Origin of the sequence: Methylobacterium sp. 4-46, assembly GCF_000019365.1 — a bacterium.
Lineage (GTDB): Bacteria > Pseudomonadota > Alphaproteobacteria > Rhizobiales > Beijerinckiaceae > Methylobacterium.
Genome location: NC_010511.1, coordinates 5,814,253 through 5,830,374, shown reverse-complemented (window position 1 = coordinate 5,830,374; position 16,122 = coordinate 5,814,253). Strand labels below are relative to the sequence as shown.

Annotated in this window: 18 protein-coding genes and 1 tRNA gene; 7 read left to right on the top strand and 12 right to left on the bottom strand. The window is 74.2% G+C overall.

Translation table 11 applies throughout. From position 1 onward, the window contains the following. Nucleotides 1-95: 95 nt before the first annotated feature. From M446_RS39765 to M446_RS25620, 3 genes are all read right to left on the bottom strand, one after another. On the bottom strand, nt 96-356 hold the full coding sequence (locus M446_RS39765; protein ID WP_415926921.1) for a DUF6538 domain-containing protein: 261 nt from the start codon (nt 354-356) through the stop codon (nt 96-98). Nucleotides 357-477: 121 nt separating this feature from the next. Continuing rightward, nucleotides 478-562: transfer RNA gene (locus M446_RS25625), tRNA-Leu, on the bottom strand. Between the two features lie 121 nt (nt 563-683). Continuing rightward, nucleotides 684-989 (bottom strand): FliM/FliN family flagellar motor switch protein, encoded by a 306-nt coding sequence (locus M446_RS25620; RefSeq protein WP_012335018.1) that lies wholly within the window; start codon nt 987-989, stop codon nt 684-686. 56 nt (nt 990-1,045) lie between these two features. Here M446_RS25620 and lipB point away from each other — a divergent pair, with 56 nt between their 5' ends. Further along, the gene (gene lipB, locus M446_RS25615) at nt 1,046-1,753 is read left to right on the top strand and encodes a lipoyl(octanoyl) transferase LipB (RefSeq protein WP_012335017.1); all 708 of its coding nucleotides are present in this window, start codon (nt 1,046-1,048) and stop codon (nt 1,751-1,753) included. 63 nt (nt 1,754-1,816) lie between these two features. Here the strand turns inward: lipB and M446_RS25610 are convergent, their stop codons facing one another. Beyond that, entirely contained in the window at nt 1,817-2,056 is a 240-nt protein-coding gene (locus M446_RS25610; protein ID WP_012335016.1) for a hypothetical protein, read from the bottom strand. Between the two features lie 186 nt (nt 2,057-2,242). On the opposite strand from M446_RS25610, the gene M446_RS25605 reads away from it, so the two are divergent. Then, nucleotides 2,243-2,857, top strand: a complete 615-nt coding sequence (locus M446_RS25605) for a DUF1643 domain-containing protein (protein ID WP_043701636.1) — start codon at nt 2,243-2,245, stop codon at nt 2,855-2,857. An 8-nt stretch (nt 2,858-2,865) separates the two neighbouring features. Here the strand turns inward: M446_RS25605 and M446_RS25600 are convergent, their stop codons facing one another. From M446_RS25600 to M446_RS25590, 3 genes are all read right to left on the bottom strand, one after another. Then, a complete protein-coding gene (locus M446_RS25600; protein ID WP_012335014.1) occupies nt 2,866-4,113 on the bottom strand; it encodes a L,D-transpeptidase family protein in 1,248 nt (415 codons plus the stop codon). A 76-nt stretch (nt 4,114-4,189) separates the two neighbouring features. Continuing rightward, nucleotides 4,190-4,894 carry a haloacid dehalogenase type II gene (locus M446_RS25595; RefSeq protein WP_012335013.1) on the bottom strand — a complete coding sequence of 235 codons (705 nt, stop codon included), beginning with the start codon at nt 4,892-4,894 and terminating at the stop codon, nt 4,190-4,192. 98 nt (nt 4,895-4,992) lie between these two features. Beyond that, entirely contained in the window at nt 4,993-5,811 is an 819-nt protein-coding gene (locus M446_RS25590; RefSeq protein ID WP_026190708.1) for a hypothetical protein, read from the bottom strand. Between the two features lie 212 nt (nt 5,812-6,023). Between M446_RS25590 and M446_RS25585 the strand changes: the two genes are divergently transcribed. Then, entirely contained in the window at nt 6,024-6,623 is a 600-nt protein-coding gene (locus M446_RS25585) for a superoxide dismutase (RefSeq protein ID WP_012335011.1), read from the top strand. Between the two features lie 241 nt (nt 6,624-6,864). On the opposite strand, the gene M446_RS25580 is transcribed toward M446_RS25585, so the two are convergent. Then, nucleotides 6,865-7,743, bottom strand: coding sequence for a ChbG/HpnK family deacetylase (locus tag M446_RS25580; RefSeq protein WP_012335010.1), 879 nt, complete (start codon nt 7,741-7,743; stop codon nt 6,865-6,867). 94 nt (nt 7,744-7,837) lie between these two features. On the opposite strand from M446_RS25580, the gene M446_RS25575 reads away from it, so the two are divergent. The 3 genes from M446_RS25575 (at nt 7,838) to M446_RS25565 (ending at nt 11,645) form a co-directional block, all read left to right on the top strand. Continuing rightward, entirely contained in the window at nt 7,838-8,857 is a 1,020-nt protein-coding gene (locus tag M446_RS25575) for a glycosyltransferase family 2 protein (RefSeq protein ID WP_012335009.1), read from the top strand. A gap of 43 nt (nt 8,858-8,900) precedes the next feature. Further along, complete coding sequence (gene murJ, locus M446_RS25570; RefSeq protein WP_012335008.1) at nt 8,901-10,430, top strand: murein biosynthesis integral membrane protein MurJ; 1,530 nt, start codon at nt 8,901-8,903, stop codon at nt 10,428-10,430. 303 nt (nt 10,431-10,733) lie between these two features. Further along, nucleotides 10,734-11,645, top strand: coding sequence for a hypothetical protein (locus M446_RS25565; RefSeq protein ID WP_012335007.1), 912 nt, complete (start codon nt 10,734-10,736; stop codon nt 11,643-11,645). 258 nt (nt 11,646-11,903) lie between these two features. Here the strand turns inward: M446_RS25565 and M446_RS25560 are convergent, their stop codons facing one another. The 3 genes from M446_RS25560 to M446_RS25550 form a co-directional block, all read right to left on the bottom strand. Further along, nucleotides 11,904-12,356, bottom strand: a complete 453-nt coding sequence (locus M446_RS25560) for an RrF2 family transcriptional regulator (protein WP_012335006.1) — start codon at nt 12,354-12,356, stop codon at nt 11,904-11,906. Nucleotides 12,357-12,430: 74 nt separating this feature from the next. Further along, nucleotides 12,431-13,255 carry an NADPH-dependent oxidoreductase gene (locus tag M446_RS25555; protein ID WP_012335005.1) on the bottom strand — a complete coding sequence of 275 codons (825 nt, stop codon included), beginning with the start codon at nt 13,253-13,255 and terminating at the stop codon, nt 12,431-12,433. 175 nt (nt 13,256-13,430) lie between these two features. Beyond that, nucleotides 13,431-14,756, bottom strand: a complete 1,326-nt coding sequence (locus tag M446_RS25550; protein ID WP_043702676.1) for an LLM class flavin-dependent oxidoreductase — start codon at nt 14,754-14,756, stop codon at nt 13,431-13,433. A 399-nt stretch (nt 14,757-15,155) separates the two neighbouring features. Here M446_RS25550 and M446_RS39140 point away from each other — a divergent pair, with 399 nt between their 5' ends. Then, a complete protein-coding gene (locus M446_RS39140) occupies nt 15,156-15,680 on the top strand; it encodes a hypothetical protein (protein WP_083784735.1) in 525 nt (174 codons plus the stop codon). Between the two features lie 67 nt (nt 15,681-15,747). Here the strand turns inward: M446_RS39140 and M446_RS25540 are convergent, their stop codons facing one another. Next, nucleotides 15,748-16,017: a hypothetical protein gene (locus M446_RS25540; RefSeq protein ID WP_043701630.1), complete on the bottom strand. Its 270-nt coding sequence runs from the start codon at nt 16,015-16,017 to the stop codon at nt 15,748-15,750. Nucleotides 16,018-16,122: the final 105 nt, after the last annotated feature.

The following is a 16,122-nucleotide window of genomic DNA, read 5'->3' as shown; positions in this document are numbered from 1 at the left end:
GGCCATTCGCGTCAGTCACGCTCAGGGCATCGTGGACGGCTCCCACCGGGGGCAGGTGGGCTATGCCTTCGAGGGGCGGGCTGCGCAGGACGTGCTTAGCCAGCGAGGGCTGTGACTTGGCGCTGCGTGAGCGGGGACGGTCCCCTGCTTCGCGCATCCCAGACCTGCGTCGGGGCAGCGTCCGCGCCAGCCTGACGGGTCCGGGCTTCAGCCGGCTCCCTGGTCCTGAGTGAGACGAGCACCATCGCAACGATCTTCACCGTGGCAGAGGTACCGGCCACGGGGAGCGAGACTTGCAGTCCCTTAAGCTTGAGAAGGTCGGCTGGGGTGCGCTGGCGAAGATACCAGACCCCGATGCGGAGTCCGTCCCGCGGCGTGCCATCGGGACGGCCATGCGGAGGACCGCAGTGCAGGTGCGGTCAACCCCGGAAGCCAATGTCTGGCACCAACCTTTTGGCCTGCAATGGCTTTCAAGGATGGTGCGGCCGAGAGGACTCGAACCTCCACTGGTTGCCCAACTAGCACCTCAAGCTAGCGCGTCTACCAATTCCGCCACGGCCGCGGAGCGCTTCCTCGTCGGCGGAGCCGGCGGTTCGGGGGTGAAACCCATCGAAGCGGCGCAGCCAATAGCAGATCGAATCCGGGGTCACAAGCGCTCCGGACCGAAAATCGTCCGGGCCGGATCACGGCGGGGTCGGGGCCTCGCTCAGGAGGGCGCCGGCGCCCTCGCCGACGCGCACGCCGGGCTCGCGCACCACGTCGGCCTTGCGGATCAGCTCCGTCACCTCCACGGAGATGCGGTTGCCCGTCACCACGATCTGCCCGCGGGCGATCGGGTGGTCGTTGGCCAGGATATCGACCATATCGGAATCGGTCGCATCGAGTTCGATCACCGCGCCGCGCCCCATGCGCAACAGCATGTGGATCGGCATCCGGGTCCGGCCGAGCACGACCGTGAGATCCACCTTGAGCTCTTCGAGAACCGCCACGTGCTCCGCCCCGCCACGCCACACGGATCCGAGCTTTTCGCCAAGAGGGTGAAGCCTTGGTAAACGCCCGCCTCTCCGTGCTGCCGCACGCCCTGCCGCCCCCGCCCGGCGCGCCGCCCGTCGAGTGGGCGGTGAGCGAGGGCCTCACCGCTTACCGGGAGGCCGAGGCCGCCATGGAGGCCCGCGCCGCCGCCATCGCGCGGGGCGAGGCGCGCGAGCGCGTCTGGCTGGTGGAGCACCCGCCCCTCTACACGGCCGGCACTTCGGCCAAGGAGGCGGACCTGGTGGCGCCCGACCGCTTCCCGGTCCACCGCACCGGGCGGGGCGGGCAATTCACCTATCACGGGCCGGGCCAGCGGGTGGCCTACGTCATGCTCGACCTCAACCGGCGCCGGCCCGACCTGCGGCTCTACGTGGCGGCCCTGGAGACGTGGCTGATCGCCACCCTCGACGCCTTCACGGTGCGGGGCGAGCGGCGGGAGGACCGCGTCGGCGTCTGGGTGCGCCGGCCCGAGAAGGGGGAGGGGGTCGAGGACAAGATCGCGGCGATCGGGATCCGGGTGCGCCGCTGGGTGACCTTCCACGGCATCAGCCTCAACGTCGAGCCGGACCTGACCCATTTCGACGGGATCGTGCCCTGCGGGGTGCGGGCGCACGGGGTCACGAGCCTCGTCGATCTCGGCCGCCCGGTGACGATGCCGGAGGTGGACGCGGTGCTGCGCGCGCGCTTCGAGGAGGTGTTCGGCGAGACGATCCTCGCCTGAGGCGCCGCACCCGCGCCGAGGGCGCCCAACCCGCGCCGGGGCGCCGGATTCGGGCCGGGCGGATCAGGTGCGCTGCGCGCCCGCGTTGCTCGGGGCGGTGTGGTCCGGGTCGGCGGGCCGGGGTGCCGTGGTGCCGGTGGTGCCCGGATCGGCGGGCCTGACCCGCTCGGGCAGGGTCTGAGCCGGGGCCGGCATGTTCGGCGCCTGCTCGCGGCTCTTCTGCGGCGTCTCCGTCGCCTGCGCCAGCATGGCCGCTCCGAGCAGGCTCAGCACCAAGGTCGTTCGTCGGTTCATGAGCTTCATGACAGGTGTTCCTCCGATCTGTCCGAGTAATGGCCGGCGCCGACCTCCGGTTCCGAGCGGCCGGACCGGCGCGTCAGCGCGCGGGCCGCGCCTGCGGCCGCGCCGGCACTGGCGCACGCGGGGATGCGGTGCGGTCCGGACCGGCGCGGCGGCCCCTCCGCCCCGTCGCGGCTGACGGGGGGCACCGTGGGCCTCGCGATCCAAGGCTCGGCCACCTTCAGCGCCTGCGGGCAGCACCGTCCGCGCCTCGACCGCTGGTGGTCGGACGCGCCCCGCGCCCTGGTCTGCGCGGCCAATCCGAGCCGGGCGGATGCCGCGCGCCAGGACCCGACCAATTGCCGGCTCGTGGCCCTGCTCCGGGGCCGGCCGGGGATCGGCGGCTACACGCTCGTCAATGCCGAGGACCGCATCACCCCGCATCCGGAGGCGCTGCGCCGCTGGCTCGCGGGCCTGACCCCCGCGGCCCGCGCGGCGCGGCGCGAGGCGAACCTCGCCGTCATCCGGGCGCTCGCCTCGGCGGCGCCCCTGCGCGTCGCGGCCTGGGGAACGCTCCTTGCGCCGGGGCCGGACCAGGAGCGCCTCGTCGCGGCGCTCACGCTGGACGGGGCGCACGACCTCTACGCCTTCGGGCTGACGGCCGAGGGGGCCCCGATCCACCCGCTGGCGCGGGGGCGCTGGCGCGTGCCCCTCGGGGCGCCGCTGGTGCTCTGGCGCCGCGGCTCCGGCCGGGCCCCGCCCTTCCCGGGAGCGGCGTCGCATCCGGCTGTTCCCGGGCGCGAGGACGGGCCCTCCCGCCCGTGAGGGCCCCGTCAGGGCAGGGCGCTGAGCCGCTCCTGGGGGCGCGGCCCCTGGGCCGCGGCGAGCCAGTTGGGATCGGCCCGCAACGGGTCGAACCGGGTCGGCTCGGCGCCGAGGCGCGGCGCGCCGACGAGGAGCGGCCGGCCCGCCGGGGCCGGCAGCGCCAGGGAGAGCCGCGTCGCGCCCTCCGCCAGGGGCGTGCGGGCGAAGAGGGACGGCTCGGTCGCGATCACCGGCAGCGGGATGAGCACCGGCGCGGACGGGGGAGGGGCGGCGAGGCGGACGCGGTGGGCCGGGATCGTCACCACCTCGTGGCCCGCGAAGGCGAGCGCCTCCGGCCGGCTGACCTCGCCGAGGGGCGCGCCCCGGCGCAGCAGCGCCGCGAAGACGGGGTGCTGGCCGCCATCCGCGTAGGTGGTGCGCACCGCCTCGATCCCCCGCGCCACGAGGTCGCCGATCCTCGCCTCCTCGGCGGCGTGGTGGGCCTGGGCGGCCGCCTCCACGGCCGGGTCCGGATAGGGCGCGAAGGCGTAGCGCCCGCCCGCGACGGTGACGAGCGGCTCGCGGCCGGTCGCCTCGAAGCGGTCCGCCCCCTCCTTGAGCTGGCGCCAGAAATCGATGTTGGGGTCAAGGCGATGCCGCGCCAGCGCGGCGGCGCTCATCCGGAACGGATAGGCCTGGAACTGGAAGGCGGCCTGCCCGCCCGCGAAGGCCTCGCGGGCGAGCGCGAAGATCTCGCTCACCTGCGCGTCGGTCATGGCGAAGCACCCGGCCGAGGAGCAGGTGCCGTGCACCATCAGGGCGGATCCGGTGCCGCCATGCGCCCGGTCGTAGGCGTTGGGGTAGCCGACGTCGAAGGACAGGTAGTAGCGGGAATTCGGGTTCATCTGCGCCGGGCGGATGCTGTAGAAACCCTCCGGCGCCTGGCGGTCGCCGCTCCTCCGCTTGGGGCCGAGCTGGCCCGACCAGCGGCAGATCGGGAAGGTCTTGAGGTGCGCGAAGCGCCCGTCGGCGCCGCGCGTCCAGACCTCGATCTCGGCCTCCTTCTTGAAGGCGCGCATCAGGATCGGGGCGCCCGGCGCGGTGCCCCGCGCGGCCATCAGGGCGAGGGTCGGCCCCGGGATCGGGGCCAGGTGCTTGGCAGAGAGGTGCTTGGCAGGGAGGTGCTTGGGGGCGGGCGCGGCCCGGCCGGGGCCGGCCGGCAGCAGCGCCAGCGCGGCGGCGACCAGCGCCAGGATCCTCGCGCGAGACCTCGCCATCCGTCCTCCCGCTCCCCCTGCCGCCGCGGGGCTCTCGCACGCCATCGTGGGGATCTTGGGGCAGCCCGCGCCCGGCTCAGCCGGACAGGAGCGCGTCGAGCCGGTCGATCACCCGGACCGGGGGCAGGTCCGCGTACTCGTCGGGACGGCCCGCGCGGTTGACCCAGACCGGCGCGAGGCCGAAGGCGCAGGCCCCCGCCACGTCCCAGCGGTTCGAGGAGACGAACAGGATCTCCGGGGCGGCGAGTCCGAGATGCGCGGTGGCCAGCGCGTAGGCGCGCGGACTGGTCTTGAAGATCCCGGCCGGATCGACCGAGAGCACGGCGTCGAGCAGCGGCCCGAGCCGGGCGGCGCGCACGGCCTCGTCGAGCATCGGCCCGTCGCCGTTCGACAGGATCGCGGTCCGCAGCCCCCGCGCCCGCAGCGCTTCGAGGGTGGCGGGAACCTCCGGATAGGCGTCGAGGGTCCGGTAGGCGTCGAGGAGCGCCGGCCGCAGGGCCGGATCGACGCCCGGGTGCAGGGCGAGCGCGGTGTCGAGGGCCTGCTCGGTCAGGCGGCGGAACGGGGCGTAGCGCCCGATCAGCGACAGGACCCAGCTGTATTCGAGCTGCTTCTGCCGCCAGGTCTCGGAGAGGCTCGCCGCCTGCGGCCCCAGGGCGGCGGCGTGGCGCTGCACGGCGGAATGCACGTCGAACAGGGTGCCGTAGGCGTCGAAGACGACGGCGCGGACGGGGTTCATGGCAGGGAGCGAGGGGGAGGGCGAGAGGATGGGAGCGGGCATCGGCGACCTCGAATGCGGGAGCGGGCGGCAGGCCGGTCCCCCGGGACCGATCCCAGCATTCGCCGGGCCCGGTCGCAAAGGCCGCCCTCGGGCCCGGGTCAGGCCGCGCCGGAGCGCATCTCCCCGCCGGCCTCGCCGCCCTCGGCGATGAAGACCTTGAGCTCGTCGAGCGACGTGAACCGGTACTTGCCCCCCGGCGTCTGCGCGTCGATCGTGCCGTCCGCGTACATCACGTAGGTGTTGCCCCCCGACGCGTAGGTGCCGACGATGGCCGGCTCCTCAGGGGCAGCCGGCTCCGGCGCGGTCTCGGCGGCCTCGGCGGAGGGCGCCGGCGCGGGGGAGTCCGGCGGCGTCTCCGCCGGCGCGGGCTCCGGCTCCTCGGCCGGGTCGGGCTCGGCCCGGGTCAGGCGCAGCTCGGGTGCGGCCGCGTCGGCCGCGGCCGCGTCGGGCGCCGCGGCCGGAGCGGGCGCCGCGAGGGCCGCCGCCCCGGCCACCCCCGCCCCGCCGAGGGCCGCCGCGATGGCCGAGGCCGCCGCGGGCTCCGGCGCCGTCCCCTCGGGCGTGCTGGTTCCGGCGTTCCCTGGGCCCGCCGGGGCGGGACCGGCCGTCTGGAACGGCATCGCGGGCGGGGGCGGCAGCGGCTCCGCTGGCCGCGTCGCGGGGCCGGGGCCGGGAAAGGAGTGGGGTTCCGCGCGCGGGCCGGACGCGGCGGGCTGCGCCAGCAGGCGCTCGATCCGCGCGAGGCGCGTCACCGCCACCGCGAGGCCGAGGAGCAGCGCGCCGCCGCTGGCCCCGACCGTGCCGGCGATGACCATGGTCCAGCCGATCTCCAGCCGCACGTAGGGAATGCCCTGCACCACCGAGGCGAGCCCGCCCAGGATCATCAGCAGGGCGAGCGCGAACAACGCACCGATCATCACACCACTCGAACCGCGCGGCCTCGCCGCCTACGGCCGAGATTAAGCGCCCGCGGCGGGTTTTCAAAACCGGGCCGGCCCGCTCGCCCGGCCGACGGCCCCCGCGGCACGTTGCCGGAGGCCGCCGCGCGACTTACCTAACGCCCGGATCCCGCGCCGCAGCGAGGCTGCCGGCCGGCGGGTCCGCCGCCCTCTTGATGCGGAGACACACCATGGCCTTCACGCTGCCCGAACTGCCCTACGCCTACGACGCGCTGCAGCCCTACATGTCGAAGGAAACCCTCGAGTTTCACCACGACAAGCACCACAAGGCCTACGTCGATACCGGCAACAAGCTGCTCGAAGGGTCGGAGCTGGCGGGCAAGTCCGTCGAGGAGGTGGTGAAGGCGTCCTACGGCCAGAACCAGCCGCTCTTCAACAACGCGGGCCAGCACTACAACCACATCCACTTCTGGCAATGGATGAAGCCGAACGGCGGCGGCGCCATCCCGGGCGCGCTCGAGAAGAAGATCGCCGAGGATCTGGGCGGCGCCGACAAGTTCAAGGCGGATTTCATCCAGGCCGGCGTGTCGCAGTTCGGCTCGGGCTGGGCCTGGCTCGCGGTCCGGAACGGCAAGCTCGAGATCATGAAGACCCCCAACGGCGAGAACCCGCTGGTGCACGGGGCCAAGCCGATCCTCGGCGTCGACGTCTGGGAGCATTCCTACTACATCGACTACCGCAATCGCCGTCCCGACTACCTCAAGGCCTTCATCGAGAACTTGGTGAACTGGGAGCACGTGGAGAAAATGTACCACGAGGCGATCGCCTGATCCGGGATCCGCTTGATCGAAGCGGATCCCGGATCACGAGCCCGCGCGGCGCCTGAGCGAAGCCGACATCCGCATTGCCGAAATGGAAGATGGCGAAGCAATCAACCGGATGGCGTATGACAGGCCTCGTTATGCGCCGCCGCCGCGCGGCGCGCTCCTCTCCCCCGATGCGGGGAGAGGAGCCGGCCCGCGGTGACCGTCGAGCCGCGACGCCCTCCGAGGACCGAGCTGCCCCGGCTGGTCAGCCGGGTCCTCCGCCGCCGCAGGACCCGCGCGCTCCGGGGGCTGGCGCGAGGCGCAAGCCCTCCCGCTCCAGGAAGGTCGCGAACCGCTCCGAGGCGAGGTAGGCGAGCTCCGCCGGCCGGCTCGCGACCACCGGGTCGAGGGCCCGCAGGGCGTCGTCCGCCTCGCCCGGATGGCACATGACGAGGGGCGCCGGGCCGAGCCGGGCGAAGGCCCGCTCGAAGGACTCCGCGAACCCGCTGCCGGGCGCGAAATCCGAGAAGCCCGAGAAGCCGCGGTTGGTCGGGAACCCCGCCCGGACCGCCGCGCGCCGGAAGCCGAGCGCGAGGGCGCGCACGAGCCCGGCCTTCGGGGCCGAGGGCCGGGCCAGGAGGGCGGCGAGGCGGTCGCCCGGATCGCGCAGCCAGGTCCGCCCGGCCAGGCCCCGCCGGGCGAGCACCGCGAGGAGCGCGCCCCGCAGCCCGGGCAGCACGTGCACGTGCTGGTGCCCGTCGACGAAGTCCGGCGGGCGGCCGAGGGCCCGCTCGAAGGCGTCGAGCTGGCGGGCGATCTCGCCCTCGGTCTCGGCGGCATCGAGGGCGCCCGCGAAGGCCGCCCGCATCAGCCGCCCCAGGGACGGCAGGGCGCCGCCGGGGGCGAGCCGCGGCATCGGCCCGAGCGGCGCGCCCGCCGTCAGCGTGAGGTGCAGGCCGAGCCCGACCCGCCCGGCGACCTCGCGCAGGGGCGGGGCCGCCGGGGCGAAGGAGGGCAGGTTCGTCATCAACCCCGTCGCCGAGATCCGGCCGGCCCGGGCGAGGGCCAGGATCCCGCGGCTCACCCCGGGGCTCAGCCCGTAATCGTCGGCGCAGAGCACGATCGGTCGCCGTTCAGGTGGCATGCGCTACAGCATTCCCTTGATCCGGCGCGCGGCGCCGGTTCTTGATCCCGCGCAAGGCCGGCCTTGCCCGGCACAGACATCGAGGAACGGCACCGTGGAGCTGTTCAGGCCAAGCGACCCGGTCGACCTCAGCGTCGTCATACCGGTCTACAACGAGAGCGCCAATGTCGGGCCGCTCCTTGCCCGCCTCCTGCCCGTGCTGGAGCGCATCGGCCCGGCCTTCGAGGTGCTGTTCGTCGATGACGGCAGCCGCGACGCCACCGCCGCGGTGATCGCCGCGCACCATGCGGGCGAGCCGCGCATCGGCGCGGTCTCGTTCAGCCGCAACTTCGGCAAGGAGGTCGCGATCGCGGCCGGGCTCGACCACGCCCGCGGCCGCGCCGTGGTGCTGATGGACGCCGACCTCCAGCACCCCCCGGAGCTGATCGAGACCTTCGTGGCGCTCTGGCGGGAGGGCAACGTCATGGTCTACGCCCAGCGCATGGACCGGGACGGCGAGAGCCGGCTGCGGCGCGGCTTCGCGCGGCTGTTCTACCGGCTCTTCGCCACCTTCGGCGAGATGCCGCTGCCCGAGGGGGCCGGGGATTTCCGGCTGATCGACCGCAAGGGCGTCGAGGTGCTGCGGGCGCTGCCCGAGCGCGCCCGCTTCTCGAAGGGGCTCTATTCCTGGATCGGCTTCCGCTCGGTGGGGGTGCCCTACGCGGTCGAGGCGCGCCACCACGGCGAGACCAAGTGGAGCTTCCGCAAGCTGTTCCGCTTCGCCTTCGACGGCATCACCTCGTTCTCGACCGTGCCGCTGCGGGTCTGGACCTATCTGGGCGGGGCCATCGCGGCGCTGGCGTTCCTCGCCGCCCTCTACTTCGTGGGCGAGTACCTGTTCCGCGGGCCGAACGTGCCGGGCTACGCCTCGCTCATCGTGTCGGTGATGTTCTTCTCGGGCATCCAGCTGATGTCGCTCGGCATCATCGGGGAGTATATCGGGCGGATCTTCGCGGAGGTGAAGCGGCGCCCGCTCTACGTGGTCGCCGAGCGGATCGGCCCGGCCGCCGCCGCGCAGGCCGCGCCGTTCCCCGACGATCGCCGCGCTCGCGCCACCTTTCCGGGGGCAGTGTGACCGGGCGGGCGCCGTCGCGCCCGCATCAGGACGAGTCGTGTCGATGATCCGCAGCATCCTCTCGGTCGGCGGCTGGACCCTGGTGTCGCGGGTCACGGGCTTCCTGCGGGACGTGGTGATGGCCGCCGTGATGGGGGCCGGCCCGATCGCCGACGCCTTCGTGGTGGCCTTCCGGCTGCCGAACCACTTCCGGGCGATCTTCGGCGAGGGGGCCTTCAACGTCGCCTTCGTGCCGACCTATGCGGGGCTGGACGGGGCCGGGGAGCGGGAGGACGCGCGGCGCTTCGCGGACCGCATCTTCACCCTGATGCTGCTGATCCAGGTCGCGCTCCTCGCCCTGGCGCTGCCGATGATGCCGCTCGTCGTGCGGGCCCTCGCCCCGGGCTTCGCGGAGGAGCCGGAGAAATTCGCCCTGGCGGTCGCGCTCACCCGCATCACCTTCCCGTACCTGCTGTTCATCACCCTGGTGACGCTGCTCTCGGGGGTGCTCAACGCCCGCAAGCGCTTCGCGGCGGCGGCGGCCGCCCCGGTCCTGCTCAACCTCTCGCTGCTGGCTTCCCTCGCCCTGGCCTTCCTGTTCCCCAATGCCGCCTACGCGGCCGCCTGGGGCGTGGCGGTCTCCGGCGTGCTGCAATTCCTGCTCGTCTGGGGCGACGCCGTGCGGGCGGGGGTGGCGCCCCGGCTCGCGCGCCCGACCCTCGCCGATACCGGCATGGTGCGCTTCTTCCGCATGCTCGGGCCGGCGGTGATCGGCTCGGCGGGGGTGCAGATCGCGATGTTCGCCGACACGATCATCGCCTCCTTCCTGCCCGCTGGCGCGGTCTCGGCCCTCTACTACGCGGACCGGCTCTACCAGCTGCCCTTCGGGGTGATCGGCATCGCGGCCGGCACCGTGCTGCTGCCGGAGATGAGCCGGCGCCTCGCCTCCGGCGACGCCGCCGCGGCCCACGCGGCGCAGAACCGCGCCACCGGCTTCTCGCTCGCCCTCTCGGCGCCGTTCGCGGTGGCCTTCCTGCTGGTGCCGGACCTGATCATGACGGCCCTGTTCCAGCGCGGCGCCTTCGACGCCGAGGCGGCGGCCCGGGCCGGGGCGGTGCTGGCCGCCTACGGCCTCGCCCTGCCGGCCGCGGTGCTGATCCGCAGCATCGTGGCGAGCTTCTACGCGCGCCAGGATTCGCGCTTCCCGGTCGTCGCCTCGCTGACGGCGGTCGCCCTCAACGTCGCCCTCAAGGTGGCGCTGACCGGCCCGCTCGGCGTGACCGGCCTCGCGCTGGCCACCGCGGCGGGCGTCTGGGTGAACGTGCTGATGCTGTTCCTGGTCGCCCGCCGCCGCGGCTGGACCGCCCCGAGCCGGGCGCTCGCCGTCACGGCCTGCGGGGTGCTCGCCGGCTGCGCCGTGCTGGCGCTCGGCACCCTCGGCGGGCTGCCCCTGCTGGAGCGGCTGATGCCGCCCCTGCCGCGCTTCCGCGAGCTCGCGATCCTCTCGGCCCTCGGCGGCCTCGGCCTCCTCGCCTACGCGGCGACGCTGCTCGCGGCCCTGCGCCTGTTCCGGGTGCCCCTGCGGCGGGTGTGATCCGGGCTCCGACCGGTCCGGCGGAGACCGCTCGGCCTGCGCGGCGGGCGCCGTCCCCGGGCGGGGGAGCGGCGCGGCCCGCGCCGCGTCGGCCGGGATCCCGGCGCGGCGGGCCCGTGCGCGGCGAGGCGGGCCTCGCCGCGCGAAGCACTTTCCGTCCGCCGCAGGATCCTCTCGCGACGCCGGGTGCGGCCACGCCCTTCTCCTGCGCAAAGACGTTCTGTAAAAAGAACGTTCTCGTTGATCTTTCGGTCCATCGGATCGACAATCCGGCCGCGTTGCCGCTCCCGGAAGGAGACCCCGATGCACGGGTCAGCCGCGATCCCGCCTCCGGTGGACGGGCGCCACCACCTCGTGGTGGGTGCCACGGCCGGTGCCCTCTGTCTCACCTCCCACCTGCTGCGGCGCGATCCGCGCGCGCAGGTGACGCTGGTCGAGGGGCGCCCGGACCTCTGCCGCCTGCTGCGCCGGGAGGATTACGCCGCGATCCTGAGGACCGGCGTCGCGGACGGTGCGCGCTGGTGGCCGGAGGGCGCGTCGACCGCGTCCGAGCCGCGCGCGAGCGGCGCGCTGCGCGAGGCCGCCACCCGCCTCCACGTGGCGGAGGGGGTGTGTCTTCGCCTCGGCCGCACGGTCGGCTGCGTCGCGGCCCTCCTCGACGACGGCACCACGATCCTGGCGCGCACCGCGACGGTGACGGCGGCCGCTCCCGCGCCGCCGCGCGGCGTCGAGGCATGCGGGCCCTTGCGGGTGCTGCGCCTCGACCCCGCCGACCTGCCTCTCGGCACCGGCGTTGCCTCCCTCGCCCGCTGGCTGCGGCGCGTGCTCGGCGAGGCGCGGGCGCGCGGGATTCCCTGGACCGAGGCGGTGGACGGCGTGCGCCTGCATGCCCCGGCGCTCTGGCACCACCTGCCGCCCGCCGCGCGAGGCAGCCTGCTGCGGCACGGGCGGCGCGCCTTCGACGCGCTGGCGCGCCGGCCGGCGGAGATCCCGGCGGCGCGGACGAACCACCCGTTGCTGGCGCAGGTGCGCGCGGCCGGTCCGCAGGACGCGCTGTTCTCCGCGGACCTCTCCGACCTGATGCCCTACGCCCCCGTGCCGGACCTCCTCGACCTCGACGCGGCCTGCGCGTGGCTCGCCGCCCGCATCCTCGACGGCGGCGCCCGCGGCCGGTCGCGGCCCGTCACGGCGGCCGTCGGCCGCGCCAGCCCCTGATCCGACATCCGACGGATTGCGTCGCCATCTCCCATTTCGGCCATGCGGATGTCGGCCTCGCTCAAGCGCCGCGCGGGCTGGTCATCCCGAATCCGCTTGATCCCTTCGGGATGGCGGATTTGGGCTTCGCTCACGCGCCGCGCGGGCTCGTCATCCGCTCGATCCCTTCGGGATGGCGGATGCGGGCTTCGCTCAAGCGCCGCGCGGGCTTGCCCTGCGCTGTCCGGACGTGATCGTCCGGACGGCGGATGAGGCGGATCAGATCTGGTAGGTGATGCTACCGCCCTCGTCCGCCGCCGGCAGGTCGCGCATCTGCGCGAGCGTGAGCGTGTCGAGCACCCCCGCGATGCTGTTGCGCACCTCCAGCATCACGAGGCGCACCGCGCAGGCCCCCTCGTCGGGACAATCCTCGCAGGGGCGGTAGGCCGTGCGGCTGGCGCAGGGAACGGGGGCGAGCGGCCCGTCGAGCACGCGCACCGCGTGGCCGACCCGGATCTCCTCCGGCGGCCGCGCCAGGGCGTAGCCGCCGCCGGGCCCCTTGCGGCTGTGCACGAGGCCGGCATTGCGCAGCTCGCCCAGGATCGCGTCGAGGAACTTCTTCGGGATGTTGTTCGCCGCCGCGACCTCGGCGACGCCGATGCGGGTCCCCGGCGGCAGGGCCGCGAGGTGGACGAGCGCCTTGAGCCCGTACTTTCCCTTGTTGGTGAGCATCCCGGCTCCGCGCGGCCCCGAGGAGGATGACGTTGTCGATGGGCTCGCCGAGCGTCCCCGGCGCCGTTCCCGCGTCAGCGCAGGCCGAAGCCGAGCCGCTCCAGCGCCGCCCGGATCCTGTCGCGGCCGCTCAGCGCCTCCGGGCCGCGCACGCGGTCGAGGGCCGCCCTCGTCCAGCCCACCGGGGTCAGGCGCTGGCCTTCCTGGAAGGCGGCGAGCGTGCGGTCGTAGGCGGCGACCGCCGCCGGGTCGGCGCCCGCCCCGTAGCGCTCCCTGTAAAGGACGAGGCTCTGAGGCAGGCGCGGCTTCACCGAGGCCGGGCGCGCCGGATCGGCGTGACCGACGCAGTGGCCGAACACCGCCAGCACGTTCGAGGGCAGGCCCAGGATCTCCGCCACCGCCGCCGGATCGTTGCGCAGCGCCCCGATATAGACCGAGGCGAGGCCCAGGGATTCGAGCGCGACCGTGGCGTTCTGCGCCGCGAGCGCGGCGTCGATGATGCCGACGAACAGCGTCTCCAGATAGGCGAGCCCGTCGGTCGGGCGGTCCTTCTCGCGGCCGATCGCGGCGAGGCGCGACAGGTCGGCGAGCCAGACCAGCACGAGGGGCGCCTCGACCACGTGCCGCTGCCCGCCCGCCACCGCGGACAGGCGCCGCTTGGTCTCGGGGTCCTCCACCGCGACCACGCTCCAGGTCTGGAGGTTGGAGGAGGAGGCCGCCGACTGCGCTGCCGCGACCAGCGTCTCCAGCGTGTGCGGGGGCAGGGGATCGGGCCGGTAGGCGCGCACGGAGCGGTGGGCGAGGAGCCCCGCCAGCGTGTCGTTCCAGGCGACCGGGAGGTCGGCGCCCGCCGGCCCGTAGCGCTCCGCCAGCGCCGCGCGCGATCCCGTCCCCACCATGCTCGACCCTCCCTGCCCGGGCGGAAGCCTAGCGCAGCGGACGCCTCGCGGGAATAGTCTACTTTGTATAAAGACTATTAAGATTCAGGCCGGCCGACCCGGCTCCGTCGCGCCGCGCGGGGCGGTGCAGGGGGATCGAGCGCGCGTGCGCGACGGGCGGGCCTCGCGGCGGGCCTCACGGGAAGAAGCGGTTCGCCGGCCGCGGCAGCCCCAGGTGCTCGCGCAGCGTGCGCCCCTCGTACGCCGTGCGGAACAGCCCGCGCCGCTGCAATTCCGGCACAACCTTGCCGGTGAAGTCGTCGAGGCCCTGCGGCACGTCCGAGACCATGATCGTGAAGCCGTCGCTCGCCCCGGCCTCGATCCAGGCCTGCATCTCGTCGGCGATGCGCCGGGGCGTGCCGACCATCGCGAGGCCGGCGTAGCCGCCGAGGCGCTGCGCCAGTTGGCGCACGGTCAGGCCCTCGCGGCGGGCGAGGGCGATCGCCCGCTCGCGCCCGGTCTTCGACTGGTTGGTCTCCGGAATCGCGGGCAGCGGCCCGTCCGGATCGAAGGCGCCCGCATCGACCCCGAGCGCGATCGACAGCGCCGCGAGGGCGCTCGCCTCGTGCACGAGGCCGTCGAGGGTGGCGCGCTTCTCGCGCGCCTCCTCGTCACTGTCGCCCACCACCACGAAGCAGGCGGGCAGGATCTTCAGGTGTTGGGGATCGCGCCCGATCCTCGCCATCCGCCCGCGCACGTCCTCGGCGAAGCCGCGGCCGTCCTCCAGCGTGGCGGCCGCACCGAAGATCACCTCGGCGGTCTCGGCCGCGAGCTGGCGGCCCGCCTCCGAGGCGCCCGCCTGCACGATCACCGGCCAGCCCTGCACCGGCCGCGCGACGTTGAGGGGACCGCGCACCGCGAGGTGCTCCCCGCGATGGTCGAGGACGTGCATCCGCTCGGGGGCGAAGAACACGCCGCTCTCCACGTCGCGCAGGAACGCGTCGTCCGCGAAGGAATCCCACAGGCCCTTCACCACCTCGACGAACTCGTGCGCGCGCTCGTAGCGGTCGGCGTGCTCGGGATGGTGCTCCAACCCGAAGTTCTTCGCCGCGTCCGGGTTCGAGGTCGTGACCACGTTCCAGCCCGCCCGTCCGCCCGAGAGGTGGTCGAGGGAGGCGAACTTGCGGGCGACGTGGTAGGGCTGGTCGTAGGTGGTCGAGGCGGTGGCGACGAGGCCGATCCGCTCCGTCACCACGGCGAGCGCGGGCAGCAGCGTCAGCGGGTCGAACGACGTCACGGTCGCCGAGCGCTTGAGCGCCTCGATCGGCATGTTCAGCACCGCGAGGTGGTCGGCCATGAAGAAGGCGTCGAACTTCGCCCGCTCCAGCGTCTGCGCGAAGCGCGCGAGGTGCGCGAAGTTGAAGTTCGCGACCGGGTAACCCCCCGGATAGCGCCACCACGCAGTGTGGATGCCGACCGGGCGCATGAAGGCGCCGAGATGCAGGGTGCGGGCTCTCGCCATGGCGGTCTCCGGGCGCGCCGGGAGGCTCACCGGCGTCGGGCTGCGGATCGGCGGGAGCATGGCGGGGCCAAGCGCCGCGTCAACCGGGATGGTCTTCTGTCGGAAGAGGTTGGGCGAGACGGCGGATCTCCGGCGCCCGCCGGGACCGCGCCGCCGGGTGGCTCGGCGGCATCGCGCGGGCGGCCGCCCAGCCGTGCCGCGTCGGGCAGGGCTGATCCGGGATCCGGTCGATCGCAGCGGATCCCGGATCACGCGCCCGCGCGGCGCCTGAGCGATGCCCGAATCCGCCATCCCGAAGGCATTTTGGCGGATGTGGTGTGAGGCTCGACGCGGAAGGGCTCACGCCCCCGGCCAAGCCGGCACGAAGCCGGGGAGGGTCCGCCTGATGAAGGCCTTCACCTGCGGGTCCTTGCAGGTCTCGACGAAGCGGCGCAGGCGGGGATCGTCCTTGCGGTCCTCGCGGGCGACGAAGCGCAGCACGAACTGGTCGTCCGCCGCCCGGTCAACGAGGAGGGCGGTGTTCGGGTCGCCCCCCGCCGCGAGCGGGCAGGTGAGGTTGACCATCGCCGGCGCGACGTCGTGCGCTGCGCCGGCTGCCACGGCGCGGCGGGGGAAGGCGGGGCGGCGGACCGGCTCGTGGGCGGGCGGGGCACGCTGGCGGGCGCCGAGCCGGTGCGGACCATCGGCAGCTTCTGGCCCTACGCCACGACCCTGTTCGACTGCGTGCGCCGGGCGATGCCCTTCGACGCGCCGCAATCCCTCTCGGACCCCGAGGTCTACGCCGTCTCGGCCTGCCTCCTGCACCGCAACGGCATCCTGCCCGGGGACGCGGTCCTCGACGCGCAGAGCCTGCCCCGCGTGGCCAACCCAAACCGCGACGGCTTCGTGCCCGACGCGCGGCCTGACGTGCCGGCGGGCCGTTAGCGGCAGCGCGATGCGGCCCGCTCGATCCGGCCGATGCATCCGCGCGCGGTCCCGCGGACCGCCTCGCTCATCGCTCCGATGCCCGGCCCTCGGCCTCCAGGCGATGGATCACGTCGAGGATTGCCCGTCGATGGTGCTGCCATTCGGCCAGCGTGGCGCCCAGCATCTCCAAAAGCTGCTCTGCCTGGGCGGTGTCGTGCCCCTCTGCCCGAAGCCGCCTGATCCTGAGATCTTGTTCGGCGACGCGTCGCTCACCCGCCACGATGTCCTGCTCGGCCTTGACGAGGCCCGCCTTCTCGCGGGCGATGCGTGCGTCTCGTTCGGCAGGCGCATCCATGCCGAACAACCTGTGCCAATTCAGCCGGGTTCCTCCCCCGGCGGATCTCACGGTTATGGGCCCCGCGGGCGTCGACCGTGATCCGAGCGAGGAGGGGGAGGACGC